General features: G+C 48.1%; 17 protein-coding genes. 11 read left to right on the top strand and 6 right to left on the bottom strand.

All coding sequences use genetic code 11. The features are described 5' to 3' along the window. Positions 1-74: 74 nt before the first annotated feature. The gene (locus tag C7B65_RS16865; protein WP_106254073.1) at positions 75-2471 is read right to left on the bottom strand and encodes a serine protease; all 2397 of its coding nucleotides are present in this window, start codon (positions 2469-2471) and stop codon (positions 75-77) included. 234 nt (positions 2472-2705) lie between these two features. Between C7B65_RS16865 and C7B65_RS16860 the strand changes: the two genes are divergently transcribed. Both C7B65_RS16860 and C7B65_RS16855 read left to right on the top strand, forming a co-directional pair. Further along, positions 2706-3257, top strand: coding sequence for a peroxiredoxin (locus tag C7B65_RS16860; protein WP_073073539.1), 552 nt, complete (start codon positions 2706-2708; stop codon positions 3255-3257). Positions 3258-3333: 76 nt separating this feature from the next. After that, positions 3334-3768: a hypothetical protein gene (locus C7B65_RS16855; RefSeq protein WP_244913225.1), complete on the top strand. Its 435-nt coding sequence runs from the start codon at positions 3334-3336 to the stop codon at positions 3766-3768. Here the strand turns inward: C7B65_RS16855 and C7B65_RS16850 are convergent. Next, positions 3765-4673, bottom strand: a complete 909-nt coding sequence (locus C7B65_RS16850; protein WP_073073536.1) for an AAA family ATPase — start codon at positions 4671-4673, stop codon at positions 3765-3767. The two genes, C7B65_RS16855 and C7B65_RS16850, sit on opposite strands and share 4 nt — an antisense overlap. A 232-nt stretch (positions 4674-4905) precedes the next feature. Here C7B65_RS16850 and C7B65_RS16845 point away from each other — a divergent pair, with 232 nt between their 5' ends. Next, on the top strand, positions 4906-5613 hold the full coding sequence (locus C7B65_RS16845) for a hypothetical protein (protein WP_073073534.1): 708 nt from the start codon (positions 4906-4908) through the stop codon (positions 5611-5613). Positions 5614-5738: 125 nt separating this feature from the next. Further along, the gene (locus C7B65_RS16840) at positions 5739-5957 is read left to right on the top strand and encodes a DUF6364 family protein (protein WP_073073601.1); all 219 of its coding nucleotides are present in this window, start codon (positions 5739-5741) and stop codon (positions 5955-5957) included. 28 nt (positions 5958-5985) lie between these two features. On the opposite strand, the gene C7B65_RS16835 is transcribed toward C7B65_RS16840, so the two are convergent. Further along, positions 5986-7446 (bottom strand): MFS transporter, encoded by a 1461-nt coding sequence (locus C7B65_RS16835; protein WP_106254075.1) that lies wholly within the window; start codon positions 7444-7446, stop codon positions 5986-5988. 413 nt (positions 7447-7859) lie between these two features. Here C7B65_RS16835 and C7B65_RS16830 point away from each other — a divergent pair, with 413 nt between their 5' ends. Then, the gene (locus C7B65_RS16830) at positions 7860-9275 is read left to right on the top strand and encodes an amidase (RefSeq protein ID WP_073073532.1); all 1416 of its coding nucleotides are present in this window, start codon (positions 7860-7862) and stop codon (positions 9273-9275) included. Here the strand turns inward: C7B65_RS16830 and C7B65_RS16825 are convergent. Continuing rightward, positions 9272-10123: a DUF2382 domain-containing protein gene (locus tag C7B65_RS16825; protein ID WP_181314418.1), complete on the bottom strand. Its 852-nt coding sequence runs from the start codon at positions 10121-10123 to the stop codon at positions 9272-9274. The genes C7B65_RS16830 and C7B65_RS16825 overlap by 4 nt on opposite strands. Positions 10124-10372: 249 nt before the next feature. Continuing rightward, positions 10373-11323: a DUF2382 domain-containing protein gene (locus tag C7B65_RS16820; protein ID WP_073073530.1), complete on the bottom strand. Its 951-nt coding sequence runs from the start codon at positions 11321-11323 to the stop codon at positions 10373-10375. Between the two features lie 190 nt (positions 11324-11513). Between C7B65_RS16820 and C7B65_RS16815 the strand changes: the two genes are divergently transcribed. Beyond that, complete coding sequence (locus C7B65_RS16815) at positions 11514-12170, top strand: bifunctional 4-hydroxy-2-oxoglutarate aldolase/2-dehydro-3-deoxy-phosphogluconate aldolase (protein WP_073073529.1); 657 nt, start codon at positions 11514-11516, stop codon at positions 12168-12170. Positions 12171-12355: 185 nt separating this feature from the next. Further along, the gene (locus tag C7B65_RS16810; RefSeq protein WP_223257420.1) at positions 12356-12889 is read left to right on the top strand and encodes a L,D-transpeptidase; all 534 of its coding nucleotides are present in this window, start codon (positions 12356-12358) and stop codon (positions 12887-12889) included. Positions 12890-12964: 75 nt separating this feature from the next. Here C7B65_RS16810 and C7B65_RS16805 read toward each other — a convergent pair whose 3' ends face one another. Further along, the gene (locus C7B65_RS16805; RefSeq protein ID WP_073073527.1) at positions 12965-15271 is read right to left on the bottom strand and encodes a tetratricopeptide repeat protein; all 2307 of its coding nucleotides are present in this window, start codon (positions 15269-15271) and stop codon (positions 12965-12967) included. 311 nt (positions 15272-15582) lie between these two features. Here C7B65_RS16805 and C7B65_RS16800 point away from each other — a divergent pair, with 311 nt between their 5' ends. From C7B65_RS16800 to C7B65_RS16785, 4 genes are read left to right on the top strand one after another with little or no spacing between them, the layout of a single operon-like run. Further along, entirely contained in the window at positions 15583-16023 is a 441-nt protein-coding gene (locus C7B65_RS16800; RefSeq protein WP_146135833.1) for a hypothetical protein, read from the top strand. A gap of 30 nt (positions 16024-16053) precedes the next feature. After that, the gene (locus tag C7B65_RS16795; protein ID WP_073073524.1) at positions 16054-16278 is read left to right on the top strand and encodes a DUF167 domain-containing protein; all 225 of its coding nucleotides are present in this window, start codon (positions 16054-16056) and stop codon (positions 16276-16278) included. Positions 16279-16281: 3 nt separating this feature from the next. Beyond that, on the top strand, positions 16282-16887 hold the full coding sequence (locus C7B65_RS16790; RefSeq protein ID WP_073073522.1) for a molybdenum cofactor guanylyltransferase: 606 nt from the start codon (positions 16282-16284) through the stop codon (positions 16885-16887). A 30-nt stretch (positions 16888-16917) separates the two neighbouring features. Next, entirely contained in the window at positions 16918-17658 is a 741-nt protein-coding gene (locus C7B65_RS16785; RefSeq protein WP_073073521.1) for a sucrose-phosphate phosphatase, read from the top strand. The last annotated feature ends 30 nt before the right edge of the window (positions 17659-17688 follow it).

Genomic DNA, 17688 nt, shown 5'->3' with positions numbered 1-17688 from the left:
GAGCAGTTTCCTCCTCCAGATTTTTGCTTTCTGAGTCCATCGTAAGACAAAGACAATAGCTGTAGACAGTTCGGCTAGTACAGTTGAATTTTTTCGATGGCTTCAAGGTGCATGGCTTGAATATAATCTTCAAGCGCGCCTTGATTGTCACCCAACTCTGAACGCACTTTCCCTCGGTTGTTGTAAGCAGAAGCGTCTTTAGGGTCAAGGCGGATGGCTTGAGTGTAATCTTCGATCGCACCCTGTTTGTCACCCAACTCTGAGCGCACTTTCCCTCGGTGGTAGTAAGCCGTAGCAGATTTAGGGTCAAGGCGGATGGCTTGAGTGTAAGCTTCAATCGCACCCTGTCTGTTGCCCTGATTGAAGAGCACTCTACCTAGGTTGTAGTAAACCGTAGCAAGTTTGGGGTCAAGGCGGGCTGCTTGGGCGAAATCTTCGATCGCACCCTGTTTGTCACCCAAGTCGAAGCGCACTTTCCCTCGGTGATAATAGGTAACAGCGTCTTTAGGGTCAAGGCGGATGGCTTGGGTGTAATCTTCAATCGCACCCTGTTTGTCACCCAAGTCGAAACGCACTTTCCCTCGGTTGTAATAGGTGGCAGCGTATTTAGGCTTAAGGAGGATTGCTTGAGTGTAATCTTCGATCGCACCCTGTCTGTCACCCAGGTTGACACGGGATACCCCTCGGTTGTGGTAAGCAGAAGCAGATTTGGGGTCAAGGCGGATTGCTTGAGTAAAATCTTCAATCGCACCGTGTTCGTCATCCAACTCTGAGCGCACGTTCCCTCGGTTGTAGTAAGCAGAAGCAGATTTGGGGTCAAGGCGGATGGCTTGAGTAAAATCTTCAATCGCACCCTGTCTGTCACCCAGGTTGACACGGGATATCCCTCGATTGATGTAGGCAGAAGCGTCTTTAGGGTCAAGGCGGATGGCTTGAGTGTAATCTTCGATCGCACCCTGTTTATCATCCAAGTCAGAGCGCACTACCCCTCGGTTGTTGTAAGCAGCAGCGTATTTAGGGTCAAGGCGGATGGCTTGGGTGTAATCTTCAATCGCACCCTGTTTGTCATCCAACTCTGAGCGCGTTCTACCTCGGTTGTAATAGGCAAGAGCGTTTTTAGGGTCAAGGCGGATGGCTTGGGTGTAATCTTCGATCGCATCCTGTTTGTCACCCAATTCGGCGCGGACTACCCCTCGATTGGTGTAGGCAGAAGCGTCTTTGGGGTCAAGGCGGATGGCTTGAGTGTAATCTTCGATCGCACCCTGTTTGTCATCCAAGTCGGAGTGTACTACCCCTCGGTTGTAATAGGCAGAAGCTTCTTTGGGGTTAAGGCGGATGGCTTGGGTGTAATCTTCAATCGCACCCTGTCTGTCACCCAATGCAGCACGGGCTGCCCCTCGGTTGCTGTAGGCATATATCTTGAGATCACCTGAAGGGCGAGCAATGATTTCCTCAAAGTCAGCAATAGCTTTTGACCAGTCTTCCACTTCCGCAAAAGCTACGCCCCTACTAAAATAAGCATCAATAAAATTCGAGTCTAACTCAATCGCTTTGCTGTAATCATTAATCGCGGAGCGAACATCTCCCTTTTGACGAGAAATGCTGGCGCGAAGATAGAAATCTCCAGCATTCTTAGGATTAGCTATGCGTTCACTATTATTCGGCGGTGGGGTTTTGTCTATCTTCAGGTTTGAAACATTAATTCCCGCCTTGGTTAGCTGGGCGATCGCTGTATTGATGGGAATTGAGAAATACTCACCAGTGTAAATTCTAAGTTCAACTTTGCCCTCGTAGATAGGAATCTGACCTTTCTCATCGATTTCAGGCGGTATGTCTTTAGAGATACTGCTTGTACCAACCAAGCCATTGATTGCAATCAACCGACCTTTCGCATCAAACGTAGGACCGCCACTCATACCGCGTGGAGTATCGGCACGGTGTTTAATAAGATATCCTTGACCATTTTGTGCATTGAGATCTAGAACGATGCCTTCAGAATCACGATACCTTTGCTCAAAAGTATTAGCCTTGCGATCGTAAATTCCAGGATAGCCAAAGGAAAAAACTGTATCGCCCACACTACTTAGACCAGAGTTTCCCAAAGTGGCAACTGGATAGTTTTTGGCACTATCGAACTGTAAAACAGCCAAGTCAACATCCTGAAAGCGCTTAACTACTCTGGCTGCCTCATGAACATCGCTATCAGAAGTTTGAATGCGGTAAGCGGTATCCTTATCAGCTACGTGACGGTTGGTTAAAACTGTGTAAGTGTTTCCCTGTTTGGCAACAATGACTCCAGATCCGCCACCAGTTTGATCGCTAATCATCACCGTAACGGGAACTGCGATTTTGCGAACCTCAGCGAAGGTCAAGGCTGAGGCAGCCTGTTGATAACTGACCACGATCGCAACTGTTGCGGTTCCTGCAAGCACTCCTGGCAACCAATCCAATCCACGCCAACTCTGACTCATAAATCACTCCTCAGCTTCTACACCGTTGGTAGCTCAATTTATGGTCAATTTATATCAGATCAGACAGAGTAAATTAGCGATCGTTACTTTTTCTGAAACCGTATTCAACCCATCACTGGTATAAATTTGACGATCGCCCCGCAACATATTTGAGTTGTATCAAGTGTTCAAGCAGAATTTGGTAAGCGTTAACTACTAAGGTAAACTTTTATTAAGAGTCTTTAAATTTATCTCATGCTTCGCCGAACCCTGCTTAAAGCTTTATTAGTTTGCTGCTTGACTCTGCTTACTGCCTTTACCGTTACACCCAATGCGCTGGCTTTAGGCGGTAAGTTACCTCTCGTCGATATACCCGCTCCAGAATTTGTGCTGCCAACCAACACGGGCGACGGCAACGTCTCGCTGGCAGACTATCGCGGAAAATGGCTCGTCGTCTACTTCTACCCCAAAGATTTTACGTCGGGTTGCACGATCGAAGCCCGCAAGTTTCAGCAAGATATGCCGCAGTATCTCGATCGCAATACCCAAATCGCTGGCATCAGCGCTGATGATGTTGAGTCTCACGCAGAATTTTGTGACTCTGAAGGGCTAAAATTTCCGCTTCTCGCCGACACCACTGGCGCAATCAGCAAAGCCTACGGTTCTTGGATGGGCATTGTTTCATCTCGGCACACGTTCATCATCGATCCGCAAGGAATCCTTAAAGCCACTTTTACCGGGGTGAATCCGATCGTTCACAGTCGAGAAGTTCTCGCCAAACTTGACGAACTGCAAAAACAAGGGTGAATCTCAACCAAAGTCTCTGACTCCTTTAGAATTGATAAAAGTTGATTCGGTGAGCGATATGGATTTTGATCCTAAAATGTCCGATAGAGTTGAGTTTGCTGAACCCCTAGCGCGCAAACCTTTAGAGCTTTTGCGGGATACTGAGCGATCGCTGCGCGTCAAAACCGTGAGCGCGATCGCCCCTCTGCTGCCGTCAGAGATGGCGATGAATTTGGGTGAAGCCTCGCAAGTTGCAGACGAGTCTCTCGATCGACTGGCAGAAATTGACATTGACGACATCACCGACGACGACCTCAGACCCGCTCGGATTTTGATGGGGCTGACCTTCACCGGGTTTGGCGGTCTGACGATGATCTTTCTGCTATTTTATCTCTGCACATTGCACCCTGAATTGACCCCAACCGCTCAGATCCAACATTATTGGTATCAGTATGTCTGGTTTGTCAGTATGGGGGTAGCGGGTTTGGCTGTGTTAGCACGAGAAGCCATGCGCCCAACCGACGAAGATTAGGGAATCGCAACAGATCGCAGGAGACGATCGACAATTCCCCTCGCTCTCCTGCCTCCGGTCGGAATCATTCGGTGTGCCAGCACACAAGGCGCAAGTTCTTTCACATCATCAGGAATTGCGTAGTCTCTGCCATCTAAAAACGCTAGCGCCTGTGCCCCTTTTTGCAGCGCTACTGTGCCTCTAGGACTGACCCCTAGCGTAATTTCTTCATCTTCTCGCGTCGCTCTCACCAAGTTAAGAATATATTGCTGAATCGAGGTTTCAACCTTCACCAGACCAGAGAGACGCTGAAGCTCTTGCACCTCTGCCAGCGAGATACAGGACTGGAGTTCTTGAAACGTGTGCCCGTCTTGAAGTCGATGCAACATCTGCAACTCTTCGCGTTCAGTTGGATATCCGAGCGATAAAGACAGAGCAAAGCGATCCATCTGAGCTTCTGGAAGCGGGAAGGTGCCTTGATATTCGATCGGGTTTTGAGTCGCAATCACAAAAAATGGTTGGGGCACCGATCGAGACACGCCATCGACTGTCACTTGTTTCTCTTCCATCACTTCTAGCAGCGCAGATTGGGTGCGAGGGGTGGCGCGATTGATCTCATCCATCAGCAGAATGTTGGCAAAGACAGGGCCCGCCATAAACTCAAACTCACCCGATCGAGGATTCCAAATATTGGTGCCTGTGACATCACTAGGCAGCAGATCGGGCGTACACTGCACGCGCTGAAACCGACCGTCGATCGATTTCGCCAAAGACTTGGCCAGCAGGGTTTTGCCGACCCCAGGGACATCTTCTAGAAGGGCGTGACCTCCCGATAGCAAGGCAACCAACACTAGGCGAATTGCCTCAGATTTACCGACGATCGTTTGGCTGAGATTCTGCGTCAGTTGCTCAATGCGATCTCTCATATCTAAAGTTTTGCCCCTGAACGCTTTCCTCATCATACTCAGGATGCTAAAAGTTGGAGCGGTTTTGGAGCGCGATCGTCAGAGCTTTCAAGGAAACTTTGCTTGTAAAGTCACCTGAATAGATCAGGGTTTTTTCGGTGAGGAAAGTCGCACTCGGAGAATCATGGAATACTCAGCACTGCGCCTGTAGCTATAGGTCATTAATATCGTCATTTGAGTTTAGTTCAGCACAATGGATGAGCCTAACCAAAATTCGTCCTCATTTTTATCGTTACAACAGCTACTCGAAGAACTGGAAAACTTTATCGTCCTTGAATCTCAAAGGAACGGCAGTCCCTGGATTAGGGTGATTAGGCTCACCGAGTTATTTTATGAAAAGTATGAAGTGTCACCTGAAGAAGTGGCAAAAGTTCAAGGCTGTAGTGACGGTTTGAGAGGTTTTCTCAGAAGTAGCAGACGTTTTTCAATCTACGATACTCAAGTACCCCAAGAGTTTTATGTGGCTCTTCTTCAAGCAATAGTCCCTGATCTTCAACAGTCTCAGGCAATCTTAATCCAGTACAGAATTAAGCGACCTTGGAAAGTTGACGGGCGTTTATTGACAATGTTGAAAGCTGAAGGCGCTGAAGAGAACGTTCCTTGCCACGCTCAAAAGATTTCAGAACATCAACTAAACTTGGTTCCTGAGATCGAATCAGCAAATGATTTAGAGATAGCTTTGGCAGAGATCATCAGAAGTTTGACAGCAAATAATCCGAAGAAATTTGTGACGATTGCGGTATTGAGCAAAAAGTTTTGCGATTATTACAAGCAACCGATACGGGTTTCAATGCGAAGTATATGTCCTGGTATCAAATTGATTGAGCTACTTCAGAGTGTTCCTAGCCTTCACGTCCAAAAAGTGGATAATGATTGGCAGGTGAGCGTGAAAAGAGTGTGACTCTGATTTTTTCAGCACGTAATGATCTAGCCGATCGCTTTAAGTGAGATTCTTGGTAGGTCAGAAGCCTCTCACTTCCCAGCGCATCTAACTTAATGACGACATTTACATCAGAGTTTTCTTTTATGAAAGATGAGTATGATTTCTCTCAATCTGTGAAGAATCCGTACATCAAAAAGCTTAAGAAGCAAGTGACAATTCGGCTTGAAGAGGAAGTGGTCGAGTACTTTAAGGCTTTAGCTGAGGAAACAGGTGTTTCTTATCAAAGTTTGATTAATTTATATTTGCAGGACTGTGTAAAATCACAGCGAAAACCGTCGTTGGAGTGGATGCGTGAAACCTAATGCAGTAAGTTGAACAAGGTATCTAACTTCAAGGCTCCTCAGAGAGTTGTAGGTCGATCGGCTCTGTTTTTGATGGCAGCAGTGCTTTGATGACTTGCCCGATCGATTGCCCTCCCTCCTCATGCACAGACACCAACGGCAACAGCGCAATTAACCGCACCACACTAGAGAGCGCAAATAGCCCCGGTATGCCACCATAATCAGCAAATTGGGCAAGATATCCGCCCGCAGTGGTTCCTAACGCACCACTGACACCCGCGATCGCTGCCGCCACTGCAAAGTAAGCCGCTTGATGTTTAACCGGAGCAATACCCAGTTGAATGTTGTTGTTGCATAGGTCGATCGCAGCCCAGGTTCCGCCCCCTAGAATATGTAGCAACGGCAGCCACAGCCAGATCGAGATCGCGTTTGCCCCAGTTGCCAGCCAAAAGAGCGGCGTGACAGCAACCAGAATTCCGACTAGCAGCAGCAAAGCTCGGTTGCCAAAGCGATCGGCGAGTTTGCCCCAAAAAAGCAGCATCACCAGGTTTGCCCCCGCCGTCAGACTGTTATAAGCCGTCACCCAAGCGACATCGATCGACAGATTATCCAACATATATAAGTTGAAAAATGGCGCACTCAGATTGACGGCAAACATCCACACGCCAAAGTAGACCAAAAAGCGCAAAAAGTTTCCGTCTTGTAGAATTGGTGAGGCGAACACAGATTTAATCCCCGAAGGCTGATCGGGCGCGATCGTCCCTTCTTGCGCAGTGACATCTTGAACAGTGACCCCGGCCAATCGTTTTTGAGTTTGCGGATTGACATCCACCATCAAACACTGATAGCCCAAACTTACCAGCCCCATAATGATGCCCAACAGCAAGACAAAGCCATAACCTTCAATGGTGCCACGCGGATAAGTAGAGACAATCACTCCGGCGATCGGCACTGAGATCAGACAGGTTAAACTGGCAGCGCTGTTACGAATCCCAAAATATCGCCCTCGCAGTCGTCGAGGCACTAACGCCGCCAGCCAACTCAACCAGGCAGCGCTGCCCAAGGCTCCTAACGCGTAAGTGACACAGACGATCAGCAGCGTCCACTGCACGAGCAGATGTGAATCTAACTGCCCCCAACTCGCGATCGCGATGCCGATCACCAGCAGCAGCCAGATCAGACGAGCCGGGGTATAAATCCAAAAGCAATACATGTGGCGGCTGCGAGTACGATCACCCCAATAAGCGCCCAAAGGCTGAACCAAGTTTGCCAACATGGGAATCGATGCCGACAGCCCAATTTCGACCGGACTGGCGTGTAACTCGACTAAAAAGTTACTGAGCAGCACACCCCCGACAATGTTGGAGAAAACTGTTGCAAACACGCCATCGATCGTCGAAGCTTTTAAGCTAGTCCGAAGCGCATCTTTAGGAATTTTAGGATCTGGCTCAGTCACCAGGGGAAATAAAGATTCGGTTCCAGTAATCGGTTCTGGAGACCCTTGAGACATTGGAGTGAGCGTTTCGATGATCCCTAAATCCACTGCATACCTCTGAGTGCTAAGACAGAAAGCGTGCGACTTCGTGTTTCTAACAAAGTTTAGCGCGATCGCTGAGTTAAGCTTAAGCAATTCTCAAGATTCGCTGACTCTCCTTTTGAATGATTTCTCAAGAGAGAATAGAACGAATTTTGTGTTGATGAACCCTACCAGTGTGAGAACGTTTTGGTGTTGCAGAATGAGGGGATAAAATGGCTGTAGGGGTAGCGCCCCGTGCCTATCCCTGACGGAGGGCACCACGGGGGGATTGTCCCTACCCAAATCATCCCGATGTGCAGCAATGCTAACGTTTCCTTTTGCAGTCTTTTAAACTGAAGGTACGATCGGCGGCAGTTCTTTTGGCCCTTTTCTCTGAGATCATCGGCATGGATTTAGTTGACTTAGCCTTTACTTCAGCCCTAGACCAAGCGCGGCTGATTCGCGATCGAGACGTGTCTCCTCTCGAACTCACCCAACTTTATTTAGAACGCATTCAGCAGCTAGACTCGCAGTTAGGCAGCTTTTTTACCGTAATAGCCGATCGCGCGATCGCAGATGCTAAAGCCAAAACCGAGCAGCTAACGGGTGATATCTCAGAGTTACCGCCTTTTTTTGGCGTTCCGATCGGCATTAAAGATCTCAATCCTGTTGCCGATGTTCCACTTTCATTTGGGGTGAAGATTGCCCTGCAAAAAAACGTTGCTAAACACGATGATTCAGTCGTTACAAAAATCAAGCAGGCGGGCTTCATCATTTTAGGCAAGACGGCAACCTCTCAGCTTGGCTCATTTCCTTACACAGAACCACCTGGCTTTCCGCCGACCCGCAACCCTTGGAATTTAGACTATACGCCGGGTGGGTCAAGTGGGGGATCGGCCGCCGCCGTTGCCGCAGGCTTTTGTGCGATCGCGCAAGGCTCTGATGGAGGCGGTTCGGTTCGCGGCCCGGCGGCTTGTTGCGGTCTTGTGGGGCTAAAGCCTTCGCGCGGCAGAATCTCTAATGCGCCAGTGGGCGACTATTTAGGCGGCTGTGCGGTCAATGGGGCGCTTACACACACCGTTGCAGATGCTGCTGCATTTTTAGATGTGACGGCAGGCTATGTGACTGGAGATCCTTATTGGCTTGCTAACCCTGACCCGTCTTTTTTAGCTGCGACTCAGAAGGCTCCTGGCAAACTAAAAATTGGTTGCATCACATCAATTTTGCCGATCGGAGATGCTGATCCAATCTGTCAAAATGCCACCCTAAAAGTGGCGCGTCTGCTCGAAGGGCTAGGTCATGAAGTCGAGTCAATAATCCCCGATTTTGGCGATTTGATAGAACCCTTTGTGACAACTTGGCGCACCCAAACGGATGTTGGCATTCCCCCGTTTTTTTTAGAGCGCGTGAATCGCTGGCTGTGGCTGAGAGCACGGTTTACGAGGGCGAGTCAGTATGTGCGATCGGTTCATCAACTTCAGCGCTTTGCTCGGCAAGTCGTCCAGATGATCGAACCGTTTGATGTGCTGTTAACGCCCACTTATTTTCACCCCGCCATTCGAGTCGGAGCGTGGGCAAAGCTCAGTTCGGCAGCGACGATCGAGCGGATCAGTCAATGGATCGCCCCTTGCCCCGCGTTTAACGTCAGCGGACAGCCCGCCATCTCGCTACCTGCGGGGTTTGATAACAATGGGGTGCCCGTCGGCATTCAGCTAGTGGGTCGCCCTGCCGATGAGGTGACGATTCTCTCATTGGCGGCACAGATCGAAGCGGTGCAGCCGTGGGCTGAGAATCGTCCCAATTTTGGGAACAAATCCGATTAATCGGGCTGTTCTTCACGAATTGAGCAGCGATCGAACCAGCCTTGATATAAATCAAAATGAGTAGGGTCTTCTACCTCAATTTCGATGCGAATCTTTTTGCAGCTATGGTGCGCTTGATGTGCGATCGAGTCAAGCAACCAGGCACCCGTTTTAGGCGAATTAAACTCACCGCTAACGGTTAAGTGATTGCCCTTAGTTTGTGAACCATTCGATTGATAATTTCTCAGTTCTACACCCTCGATCTCGCCTTGCCCTAGATCGATTTCTGCTAACTGTCTATAGTCGGGACTAATCTGCTCAACAATCAGTTTTTCACGCCGAACTGGAACTTCAATGATGCGAATTTCAACCTCTTTACGAATGATTACTTCGCCAATTTTATGTCTGTTATAGTCAACCGCTAATCGTTCTTCTAAAAGTCGAATGGTCTCTTCTTGCACCACTTCTCGCGAAACTGCTTTGGGTAGGTTTGTAGGATCAATTAATCCCTGTGCCCTAGCAACAGTAGGCTGATTTTCTAACCCTTCTAAAGAAGTTAGATCAAGTTCTTGGCTTTGTTGGTTGGTTGCGATCGCGTCAGAATCCGACTCATTTGAAGATTGCATAGACGATTGATATTCCGGGAAGTGTTGGATGTCGGCTTGAGTGAGTGTGACAGAAAGCGTGTTGGAGCGCGATCGCACCCGACTCACCACTCGACTCGGAATCCAGAAAGAACGCTGTCCATAATTGACATCTGGCTGAGAAACGACCAGGTGCAAGTGCTGTTCGTCGTTGAGCATTAAATCACTGACCTCACCAATCAATCGCCCCTCAGAGTCGATCACCGCAAAGCCCTGTAGCTTCATTTTTAATTGGTCCAACCTAGGGGCTAACCGACGAGTTGCATCATCAACTGGCTGTGCTTTTGCAGAAATTTCACGATTCATAGATCTAATAGGGGCAGATTTTTATAGAGGTGCGGACAGAGCCGTTAGCCAGCCCTGCCCGCTTGGATGTTGTGCCAACTTCAGAAAAAATTACGACTGATCGAACGATTGTAGAGGGCACGACAGGTCGTGCCCCTACCCGAATCTGTCGCATCAATCAAATTGGGATTAGATTCGCGACTTAGCATCGCCTTCAACAACCGGACGACCTTGAGTGTCGATGTCGAGTTCTTCGCGGCGAACTTGCTCTTCAGCATCCACGGTGTCTTGATCAACGACTTTCGTCACCCGCACTTCTTCTCGCACAAACGCTTCTTTGTGAATATCAGGCGTTTCTTCGTAGACTTCCATGCGTGCCACTTCGCCTTCTTGGAAGGTTGCGCTACCAGGAGTTACAGCAGTACCACCCGTTGGAGTGCTGCGCTCAATCACGACCCGCTCTTTTTCGATGGGCACAGAAACTCTGGCGGTGTCTGTTTCGACGTGCTTGCCGATCGCGACTTCACCCGTTTTCTGGCGGCTCTTATTGGCTACGAGGCGCTCTTGATAGAGTTTGAGACTGGGGTTTGTGCTCTCGTCAATGTCGTAGAGATCGGCATCCATACCATAGTCATAGGTGTCGCGATCGTAGTCTAGACGATCAGAGGTGGTGTCAACCGCACCCATCGAAGAGCCTGCATAGGCCATGCCTTCAACGGGAGTTGGGGACTCTAATCCAACCGGGGTGTCTAGGGGAGTGGAACCCAGAGCATTGGCAGCACCTGTGGCAGAAGGGCGATAGACGTTACGCACTTGCTCTTCGTGGGTGCGGTCGATTTTGAGATCATCCGTCAATTCTGGTAGGGCTTCGGCTTGCTGCTTGGTCAAACCGTCTGCATAAACACGACGAGCGTTGTAGTCGATGCGGGCACGTCCGATCGGAAGCATGACTTTTTTGCCAAAGATCCATGCGCCTGTGCTGATGATCAGGTAGCGAAAGCGTCCTTCTTCGTCAACTAAAACGTCGTTGACTGATCCGATTCTTTCATCACCCGAGTAGAGATCCAAATCTTTGACATCTTGACCATCAAAATGATCACGATAGTTTGGATCGAAGTCTTTAATCTTATAGAGTGCCATGTTAATTTCCTCAAGCTATCTTTCGCTTTGTTTATGATGTTAGATACTTATTTCTTAAATCTCCTCTTTCTAGCGACTTAATCAGCTTCTTTCTAATGGCTGAGTTTCTGCAATTTTTAGGACAAAACAGCTTATTGTTGAATCCATTAGTTAAGCCGTAATTAACTTTTGTCTCGGACATATTTAAGAAATGAAGATTCAATCCTGGTTAACTGTCGTGCGTCAGCAACGGGCGATCGCCGTAATTCGTGCCTCTGACTTTGAACTCGGCAGACAAATGGCAAAAGCTGTCGCAGCCGGGGGAATGAAGCTAATCGAAATTACGTGGGATAGCGATCGCCCTGCCAAGCTGATTCACCAACTTCAGTCAGAGTTGCCAGACTGCACGATCGGCACCGGAACTGTATTAACGTTAGAACAATTGCAAGGCGCGATCGCCGCAAAAGTGGCGTTTGTTTTTACGCCTCATATTAATGTCGATCTGATTCGCATGGCGGTCGATCGCGACATTCCGATCATTCCGGGTGCGTTGACTCCGACTGAGATTGTGACAGCGTGGCAAGCCGGGGCCAGCAGCGTCAAGGTGTTTCCGGTTCAGGCGCTAGGCGGCGCTAACTATATTCGCAGTCTGCAAGCTCCGATCGGGCAGATTCCTTTAATTCCTACGGGGGGCGTGACTTTTGAGAATGCTCCAGCGTTGATCGAGGCGGGAGCGGTGGCGATCGGTCTAGCCGGGAGTTTGTTTCCTCAACAGGCGATGCAATCTCAGAACTGGGAGGCAGTGACGCAGCAAGCCAAAACTCTGATGAAGTTGTTAAACATCTCGCCAATGCGGAATGTGATTTAAGAGCAGTGTAGCTAATCTCATACCAATTTGATTGACGAACGGTAGGGACATGGCACTGCCGCGTCTCGGTCGTGTCCCGGTGCCATGCCCCGATAGTAGTGCCCCGCCTGAGATCTAAGCGTTGGTGCAAGGTTGCATTTACTAATATTCAAACATTATTAAATTATTAAGGATGGGAGGGACTGATGATCAAGTGCCTCATCAATCGTCGTTGGTTACACAACGCTGGAACTGTGGCAAGTGCCACACTGATGATGATTTCTTTTAGTGTTTTTGCAGCACCTGCTTCAACGCAAATACCACCCACTGCGATCGCACAGGCAACCAATCCGATTAAGAGTGCGATGACGAAGTTAAAGAAGTCAAATCAACGCTGGATTGAAATCGATTTAACTCGACAGCGATTGATTGCTTGGCAAGGAAAAACCCCGTTTAGTGCCGTGATTGTCTCAACTGGCAAAGCAGCTACGCCAACGCTAACCGGAGTCTTTCAGATTCAGTCAAAGCTGCAAATTGCAAGGATGCAAGGAGACGATTACGACATTTCAGATGTGCCATTTACGATGTATTATTCGGGCGGTTATGCCATTCATGGCGCTTATTGGCATCACAGTTTTGGCACTCCGGTGAGTCATGGATGTGTGAATGTGGCAGTCGATCACGCCGAGCGGCTATTTGATTGGGCCTCGGTAGGGACTCCGATCGTGGTGCATAACTAACGATCGTGCATTGAATAATATTGGTTGTTTGCCAGGACAATGGGCACGGCAGTGCCATGCTCCTACAGCGTCTTGTCACATGTAGCCGCGCACTCGCTCGACCCGCTTGGGGGCTTCCATCTCGGTAAATAATCGCATGGCTCGATAGAAATGGATGCGACTTTCTTCAGCTTGGCTCATCGTTTGATAGGTGATGCCAAGCTGCAAATAAGCTTCAGCGAGGTCACATTTAGCCCCAATTTTGCCCAAGAGTTTAATCGCTTGCTGGTGATGCGAAATCGCAGGTTCAAAGGCTTGTTGATCCCGATAGAGTTGAGCGATGCCGTGAAGGGCGTTGGCTTTGATTTGGGTGAAGTGGTTTTCTTCAGAATACAACATGGTTTTTTGGTAGAGCGCTAGCGATCGCGCCGTCTCTCCCACATTTCGATATGTAGCTGCTAAATAGAGAAGGCTATAGCCCGCCCCCCAAGTCGAAAGCTGACTCAGTAAGGTTTCAGAATTAACTTGATTAGCAAACTCTAAAGCGGGTTGCTCAAACCCAGTACTGGAATATAAATAAGCCAGACAGCACTGAGAATAAACGAGATAGCCTGAGTGAACCGTATCTTGCTGACTCAGCGAATAAACCTGGTTAAAATATCCGATCGCTGACTCAACTTCCCATAAGTCTTTTTTGCAAAGTCCTAAATTCAGCAGGGTTGAAACTTTGAATTGATCTTGGTTAAACGCTTCTGCAATGTCTCCTGCTTTTTGGTGACACTCGATCGCTTGTTGAAAATTTCCAGCAAGGCGATAGATATAGCCCAGTAAGTTATAGAGCATTCCCGATCGGTGATCTGAGGTGACGTTATCGATAATTCGATTAATGGCAGAAACCATTTGTTCCATTAAGCCCAATCGATAAAACAGCCACCCTAACGGAATTTCTTCACCCCACTGGCTGTTTCTAAACTCAACAATGACATTACAGGCAAGCTCAAAGTTACTAATTTCTAGATAGTGATGATAGGCTTCTAGCGCTCTTAAAGCATCTTCTACCGTGTTCACAATTTGGACACTCTGCATCCAAAACTCGGCAGCATTTTGATGAGTGGTTGTCCATTCATCACTTGCTTTAAGTCTCGCGATCGCCATTGCCCTGATTACTGGATGCAGCCAATATTTTTGTTCGCGTCGCCCTTCGAGCAGCGATCGTTCTTGCAGTGATTTAATCACTCGTCTGCGTCGTTCTAAAGGCACATCCCACAACAGACACAATACGCCTTCTGTTGAGATATAAGAAATATCTTGATAGCGATAACACCCTAATCGACACAGCAATTGATAAGCATCTAGATCAACCGTTTGCAATCGCGTAAATTGACTGGCAACTAAATGATTTAGCTCTTGCTCAATTAACAAATCATCTTTGTTTTCTTGCCAATATGTCTCGATATCGCCATCGGAGTCGGTCAAGATAGCGCCACTGAGAATCTTCATCGCTTTAGCGTTGCCGCCATAAGAGCGCCACATCTCAGACAAAGCCCCAGACTCGGTGCGAATTTGACGGCTGCTAAAAAACTGTTTCCAATCCTCTTCGCTTAAGCTGTCGGGGCGATAAGGTTGGACACTCACGCTGGGTTCATATAAGCGCTCTCGGCTCGTGATCAGCGTCACCGATCGCACTGAAGAATCTGCCAACACTCGCAGCAAATCGACATAGGGGCGACGAGTATCGATAAATCTGCCTTCCCCATTCAAAGCAGGTTCTAGATTGTCAATCAGCACCCCAATGCGACGATCGGGTTCTCGTAGTTTGCGCCGCAGCCGCTCTAGGTTAATGCCAAAATCTCGTTCGGTTTCCTCGTTAAAATTTTTGCGTAGCCATTCTTCGACCATGTTTTCAGCCGGGGTAATGCTCTCTTGCTCGGTGGGCATCCACAGTTCTAATTGCAGGTCAAACCCTTGAGTGTCAAGATATTTTCGGGCGAGAGTTGTCTTTCCTAACCCGCCCTCTCCTTGAATGACAATGATTTTTGCGCCCTGACTGACAAACTGATTGAGGTCGGCGATCGCCCGTTCGCGACCCACAAAATTTGCATTGACCGCGATCGTCAAAGGCTCAGAAGCGGGTGCTTGATTGGCGCGATGTCGCCGGATGAGCGCTGCCTTAAAGTTTGATTTGCTGACATTTTCGCCGAGCGCCTTCGAGAGTTGCCTAAACAGGCACGAACCCAGATAACGCATATAGCTTTCGTCGTAGCACAAAGCTTGGGCTATCTGCTCATAGGTTTGCCCATTCCAGACTCCTTTAAAAATGTCTCGTGTTAAGTCGTCAAAATGCTCCCCGATCGCTGCAAAAACCCATTCATCTGCAAACTCCAATGCTTCGTCATCACCCATTTGCCAGCCAGTTATTATTTTTTCTCTCTATTGTAATGATTTAGTGAAGCTAAATCAGGAAGCTGAAGGGGGTGATTTTCGATCAATCATCGCTTTAGCGCTCTATGACTAAATAGGCAGATAGAGAACATCCAACTTTTTCCAACAAATCGATCGATTCCGACACAGACAGATAAACCTGCATCACACATAATCAAACGGCGTAAATATTAGGCTTGCGAGATGATAGCGGTGGAGGTGCCTCAAACGCCTCAATTAAGCCAAGGTGAGGAGATTTTTTGTCTCGCTTCAAACATTTAGGAGTTGCACCTATGCGTCATCTAAGCCCCCAAACAATGCCCTCATCCCCTTTTCAGGCTGGTATTCCTTCTCCTCAGGTTATTTCTTCAGAAGTGGCACCCGCGATCGCAATCCTGACGACGCAGATCAACCTACTTCAAGCCCAACTGCACACCATGCAGTATCGACTGGATGAACTAGAGACGATGGCTAACCCAATCAATCGTCGATATCGTGCCCCTGAGCCTGAGAACACAAACTATAGCCCGATCGTTAAACTTTCCTTTAAAGCGATGAAGCTATTGTTTCTGTTTCTGGTAGGTTTTGCGTTAGTTTACATTATCGCTGGAAGCCTTGGCGCTTCGCCCGTCACGGAGGTTTTGCGGATTCTGATATCAGTTTGGCTAATGCCACTCGCTGCAATGACGTTTTGCATAGTTGCCCTTGCCTCGATCGTTGAGTCACTAAAGTAGAGTTATAGAACGGTTTTGGGATTTGGATGAGTGGAAATTTTAAGGGTCAAGGTGAAGCCAAATTCTAAACAGCAACAGATCGAACAGCAGCCAGATGGAAGCTTGACTGTGCATTTGAAATCGCCACCTGTTGACGGTAAAGCCAACAAAGAGCTAATCAAGCTGCTGTCCGATCGCTTTCATATCCCTAAATCTCACATCACTATCAAGTCCGGTTTATTGTCTAAAAATAAGTGGGTCGAACTCGATCGCTAGAGTATGGATTCAACGCCTACAATTTCCCAAGTTTCTTTGAGCGCGATCGTTCTGGCTGGGGGACAAAGTACTCGTATGGGCCGCGATAAAGCGCTGATTAAAATTTCGGGCGTTCCTCTGCTGAGACGAGTTTGCGAAGCGGCACTACACTGCACTAATCAAATTTATGTGGTGACGGCTTGGAGCGATCGCTATCGTGCAGTTGTGCCTCCTCATTGTCATCTGATCGTAGATATTCAACAAGGGCCGTTAGTGGGCTTTGCTCAAGGATTAACGTACATTCAAACCGACTGGGTATTGCTGTTGGCGTGTGATCTACCTCGATTGCGGGGCGAAACTTTGCAATCATGGACAGCCGAGTTAGAGACAATTTCACCCGATACGATCGCGCTGTTGCCCCACAGTCAAAAAGGCTGGGAACCGCTCTGCGGATTTTATCGCCGTCAATGCTTATCTGAATTGCAGCAGTTTATTGATCAAGGCGGACGATCGTTTCAATCTTGGTTAGCCAATCAGCAGGTTCAAGAATTACGTTTAGAAAACCGAGAAATTTTATTCAACTGCAACACTCCCCAAGATTTAGAAGATTTTAGTCGTGACAATCGCTAAACTCAGAAGCGGCGAGTTTGTGAGATAGCTGTGACCCAATTTCTATTAGTGACGGATTTAGATAACACTTTAGTCGGCGACGATCGTGCCCTCGACAAACTCAATCAACGCTTAACGCAATGTCGTCAAGTCAACGGCGTAAAGCTGGTTTATTCAACCGGACGATCGATCACGTCTTATCAGAAACTATCAACCGAAGTGAACTTACTAGAGCCAGATGTGTTGATTACCGCCGTCGGGACTGAGATTTATTACCCCGGCAAGGTTTTAGACCAGAAATGGACAACCCAGTCTTCAGCCGGGTGGAATCGAGACGCGATCGTTGCGATTACTCAACAATTTCCTCAGCTTGTGCCGCAACCAGAGTCTGAGCAGCGTTCTCTTAAAGTCAGCTTTTTGCTTGACGCAGAAGACGCGCACATTTTGCCAGACCTCGAAGCCAAAATTAAGCATCAAGGCGTTGACGCTCAACTGATTTACAGCAGCAATCAAGATCTCGATATTCTGTCTAGCCGAGCTAATAAAGGAAACGCGCTCGCTTATATTCAGCAAGTGCTAGGGTTTGAGTTCGATCGCACGATCGCGTGTGGCGATTCGGGCAACGATATTGCACTCTTTGAGCAAAAAACTTTGGGCGTAATTATGGGCAACGCTCAACCAGAATTATTGCAATGGCATCACAAAAATTTGAGTGACGATCGCTATCTCGCCCAAGGGTTTTGTGCCGCCGGAATCTTAGAAGGCTTACAATACTTCGGCTTCCTACAATAGAAGTAAGACCGTCTGCACTCTAAACTTCAT

Source organism: Phormidesmis priestleyi ULC007, from assembly GCF_003003695.1.
Lineage (GTDB): Bacteria > Cyanobacteriota > Cyanobacteriia > Leptolyngbyales > Leptolyngbyaceae > Phormidesmis_A > Phormidesmis_A priestleyi_A.
Note: the sequence above shows the minus strand (reverse complement) of the source record. Positions and strands in the feature narration are given on the sequence as shown.

Coding starts and splice junctions, on each gene's coding strand:
- C7B65_RS16800 (WP_146135833.1), top strand. CDS start 15,583: ATGCGTCATCTAAGCCCCCAAACAATGCCCTCATCCCCTTTTCAGGCT.
- C7B65_RS16790 (WP_073073522.1), top strand. CDS start 16,282: ATGGATTCAACGCCTACAATTTCCCAAGTTTCTTTGAGCGCGATCGTT.
- C7B65_RS16805 (WP_073073527.1), bottom strand. CDS start 15,271: ATGGGTGATGACGAAGCATTGGAGTTTGCAGATGAATGGGTTTTTGCA.
- C7B65_RS16845 (WP_073073534.1), top strand. CDS start 4,906: ATGGATGAGCCTAACCAAAATTCGTCCTCATTTTTATCGTTACAACAG.
- C7B65_RS16840 (WP_073073601.1), top strand. CDS start 5,739: ATGAAAGATGAGTATGATTTCTCTCAATCTGTGAAGAATCCGTACATC.
- C7B65_RS16820 (WP_073073530.1), bottom strand. CDS start 11,323: ATGGCACTCTATAAGATTAAAGACTTCGATCCAAACTATCGTGATCAT.
- C7B65_RS16860 (WP_073073539.1), top strand. CDS start 2,706: ATGCTTCGCCGAACCCTGCTTAAAGCTTTATTAGTTTGCTGCTTGACT.
- C7B65_RS16835 (WP_106254075.1), bottom strand. CDS start 7,446: ATGTCTCAAGGGTCTCCAGAACCGATTACTGGAACCGAATCTTTATTT.
- C7B65_RS16815 (WP_073073529.1), top strand. CDS start 11,514: ATGAAGATTCAATCCTGGTTAACTGTCGTGCGTCAGCAACGGGCGATC.
- C7B65_RS16810 (WP_223257420.1), top strand. CDS start 12,356: ATGATCAAGTGCCTCATCAATCGTCGTTGGTTACACAACGCTGGAACT.
- C7B65_RS16850 (WP_073073536.1), bottom strand. CDS start 4,673: ATGAGAGATCGCATTGAGCAACTGACGCAGAATCTCAGCCAAACGATC.
- C7B65_RS16855 (WP_244913225.1), top strand. CDS start 3,334: ATGTCCGATAGAGTTGAGTTTGCTGAACCCCTAGCGCGCAAACCTTTA.
- C7B65_RS16865 (WP_106254073.1), bottom strand. CDS start 2,471: ATGAGTCAGAGTTGGCGTGGATTGGATTGGTTGCCAGGAGTGCTTGCA.
- C7B65_RS16830 (WP_073073532.1), top strand. CDS start 7,860: ATGGATTTAGTTGACTTAGCCTTTACTTCAGCCCTAGACCAAGCGCGG.
- C7B65_RS16825 (WP_181314418.1), bottom strand. CDS start 10,123: ATGAAGCTACAGGGCTTTGCGGTGATCGACTCTGAGGGGCGATTGATT.